Origin of the sequence: Kitasatospora sp. NPDC056800 (assembly GCF_042789775.1) — a bacterium.
Lineage (GTDB): Bacteria > Actinomycetota > Actinomycetes > Streptomycetales > Streptomycetaceae > Kitasatospora.
Genome location: NZ_JBHUAL010000361.1, coordinates 1 through 3,714, shown reverse-complemented (window position 1 = coordinate 3,714; position 3,714 = coordinate 1). Strand labels below are relative to the sequence as shown.

At 75.1% G+C, this 3,714-nt stretch carries 2 protein-coding genes; both read left to right on the top strand.

Annotated features, from left to right (window positions below; genetic code table 11):
* Positions 1-81: 81 nt before the first annotated feature.
* Complete coding sequence (locus tag ACFRQN_RS40160; RefSeq protein WP_259316630.1) at positions 82-2,658, top strand: sensor histidine kinase KdpD; 2,577 nt, start codon at positions 82-84, stop codon at positions 2,656-2,658.
* Between the two features lie 69 nt (positions 2,659-2,727).
* On the top strand, positions 2,728-3,402 hold the full coding sequence (locus ACFRQN_RS40155) for a response regulator (protein WP_049652081.1): 675 nt from the start codon (positions 2,728-2,730) through the stop codon (positions 3,400-3,402).
* Positions 3,403-3,714: the final 312 nt, after the last annotated feature.

Below are 3,714 nucleotides of genomic sequence, written 5' to 3'. Positions count from 1 at the left end.
CGGGGGCACGCCTCCCGCGCCCGGGCCGGCCGACCCGCGTCCGCAGACGTGCACCACCTCCCGATGGAAAGAGCAGTGCCCATGGCCCGCGACCTCACCCCCGGTACCGGCATCCGCGGCGGCCGGCTGAGGGTGTACCTCGGCTCCGCGCCGGGGGTCGGCAAGACGTACCGGATGCTGGACGAGGCCCGGCGCAGACAGGAGCGCGGGGCCGACGTCGTGGTCGGGTACATCGAGTGCCACGGCAGACCGCACACCGAGGCCATGCTGGCGGGCCTGGAGGTCGTGCCCCGCGTCCACCGCGACTACCGGGACGCCGGGTTCGACGAGATGGACCTCGACGGCGTGCTCGCCCGCCGCCCGTCCGTCGTGCTGGTGGACGAGCTGGCGCACACCAACATCCCAGGCGGCCGGCACGCCAAGCGCTGGCAGGACGTCGAGGAACTGCTCGCCGCCGGGATCGACGTCGTCACCACCGTCAACATCCAGCACCTGGAATCGCTGAACGACGTCGTCCGGAAGATCACCGGCATCCCGCAGCGGGAGACCGTCCCGGACGAGGTGGTCCGCCGGGCCGACCAGATCGAACTCGTCGACATGGCCCCGCAGGCACTGCGCCGCCGGATGGCCCACGGCAACGTCTACAAGGCGGAGAAGGTGGACGCCGCGCTCTCGAACTACTTCCGGGTCGGCAACCTCACCGCCCTGCGCGAACTCGCCCTGCTCTGGGTGGCCGGGCGGGTGGACGAGGGACTGCGCGACTACCGGGCCAGCCACAACATCGACCGGGTCTGGGAGACCCGCGAGCGGGTCGTGGTCGCCCTCACCGGCGGCCCCGAGGGCGAGACCCTGATCCGCCGCGCCGCCCGGATCGCCGACCGCACGGCCGGCGGCGAACTGCTGGCCGTCCACGTCTCCCGCAGCGACGGCCTGGCCGGCGCCTCCTCCGGCGCCCTCGCCCAGCAGCGGCAGCTGGTGGAGACCCTCGGCGGCAGCTACCACGTGGTGGTCGGCGACGACGTCCCGACCGCGCTGCTCACCTTCGCCCGCGCCCACCACGCCACCCAGCTGGTGCTCGGCACCAGCCGCCGCGGCCGGATCAACCGCTTCCTCACCGGCCCCGGCACCGGGCAGACCACCGTGGACGACTCCGAGGACATCGACGTCCACATGGTCACCCACGAGTTCACCGGCCGCGGCCGGCTGCCCTCGCTCGGCCGCCGCCACTCCCGGCGCCGCACCATCGCCGGCTACCTGGCCGGCCTGGCGGTGCCCTGGCTGCTCACCGTCCTGCTCTCGCAGGCGGACCACAGCATCAACCTGACCACCGACGCGCTGATCTTCCAGCTCGGCGTGGTGATCGTCGCCCTGCTCGGCGGCGCGGTGTCGGCCCTGCTGGCCTCGGTCGTCGCCTCGGTGCTGCTCAACTACTACTTCATCCCGCCGGTCCACAGCCTGACCATCGGCGAGACCAACAACATCGTCGCCCTGGTGGTCTTCGCCGCGATCGCGCTCACCGTCTCCACCGTGGTCGACCACGCCGGCCGGCTCACCAGCCGGGCCGCCCGCGCCACCGCCGAGGCCGAGACCCTCTCCACCCTGGCCGGCAGCGTGCTGCGCGGCGCCGACGCGCTGCCCGCCCTGCTGGAGAAGTCCCGGACGGCCTTCGGCATGCGGGCCGTCGCGCTGCTCTCCCGGGGCGACGGCGAGGTGCTCGCGCACAGCGAGGGGGACCACCAGGGCGACGGCGAGGGGCCGCACGAGACCGCCGAGGTCCCGGTCGGCGCGGACGCCCTCCTGGTGCTCACCGGCCGCCGGCTGCCCGCCGCCGACCAGCGGGTGCTGACCGCCTTCGCCGCCCACGTCGCCGCCGCGCTGGAGCGCGACCGGCTGGCCGTGGTCGCCGCCGAGGTCGAGCCGATCAAGGCCGCCGACCGGATGCGCACCGCCCTGCTCGCCGCCGTCAGCCACGACCTGCGCACCCCGCTGGCCGCCGCCCGCGCCTCGGTCGGCTCGCTGCTCAGCCCCGACGTCGAGTTCTCGCCCGAGGACCAGGCCGAACTCCTCGCCACCGCCGACGAGTCGCTGGTCAAGCTCACCCGGCTGGTCGACAACCTGCTCGACATGAGCCGCCTCCAGGCCGGCGCGCTCACCCTGCACCTCACCGAGACCCACCTCGACGAGATCCTGCCCCGGGCGCTCGACAGCCTCCCCGACCCGTACGCGCCGGTGCAGCCGCTCGACCTGGACACCGCCCCGCCGGTGCTCGCCGACCCGCCGCTGCTGGAGCGGGTGCTCGCCAACGTGATCACCAACGCGCTGCGGTACAACGCCCCCGGCGCGCCCGTCCTGGTCACCGCCAGCCACCACGCCGACCAGGTGGAGATCCGGGTGATCGACCGCGGCCCCGGCATCGCCCCCGAGGACCGCGACCGGGTCTTCCTGCCCTTCCAGCGCCTCGGCGACACCGACAACACCACCGGCGTCGGCCTCGGCCTCGCCCTCTCCCGCGGCCTCGCCGAGGCGATGGGCGGCAGCCTGGAGGTCGAGGACACCCCGGGCGGCGGCACCACCATGCTGCTCACCCTGCCCGCCGCCACCACCGCGCCCAGCACCACCGAGCCTGGAGACTCCGGGGAGGAACCTCCACATGAGTGAACGAAGTGAACGAACCATCGAAAGGTGCGTGTCTCGCGAAGCGACTGCCGAGCGAAGCGAGGCGGGCGCATGAGTGAGATTCTGGTCGTCGACGACGAGCCCGCCCTCCTGCGTACCCTGCGGATCAACCTCAGCGCCCGGCACTACGCCGTCCGCACCGCCGCCAGCGGCGGGGAGGCGCTGGACCGCGCCGCGCACAGCGCCCCGGACGCCGTCCTGCTCGACCTCGGCCTGCCCGACCTCGACGGCATGGACGTGCTGCGCGGCCTGCGCACCCACAGCGCGGTGCCGATCATCGTGCTCTCCGGCCGGACGGACGCCGCCGACAAGGTGGGCGCCCTGGACGCGGGCGCCGACGACTACCTCACCAAGCCGTTCCTGATGGACGAGCTGCTGGCCCGGCTGCGCGCCGTGCTGCGCCGGCCGCTGGGCGACGTGCCGCTGGGCCGGCCGGTGATCGGCGACCACACCGTGGACCTCGCGGCCACCGCGGTGCACGGCCCGAACGGCCCGGTCCGGCTCACCCCGACCGAGTGGCGCATCCTCGCCCTGCTGCTCGCCAACCCGGGCCGGCTGGTGCCCGGGAGGCAGATCCTGCGCGAGGTGTGGGGTCCGGCCCAGGAGGGGCGCGGCAACTATCTGCGGGTCTACTTCGCGGGGCTGCGCCGCAAGTTGGAGCGCGATCCGGCCCGGCCGCGGCACCTGGTCACCGAGCCGGGGATCGGGTACCGGTACGTGCCGTGACGGACCGGCGCACCGGTGCCGGCGCGCCCCCGTCAACGAGCCGTCAAGAGCGGCCCGGTGGGCGACAGGGGGGCGTCAAGGCCGCTCGGCGGCGGTGTTCCGCAGGCGTAGTGTCGGTGTCGAACGAGCGGCCCCTGCTCCGTGTGGGGGAGGTCCGGGGCCGCTCCAGCCGCCGCCCGAGGCGGCCAGCAGGTGGGGGAGGGGGGGGGGGGGCCCCGCCCCGCGGCCCCCCCAACCCCGGGGGGGGCCGAGGCCCCCACCCCCCCCGCCGCCCCCGGCCCCCCCCCCCCCCCCCCCGGCCCGCGCCGCGCC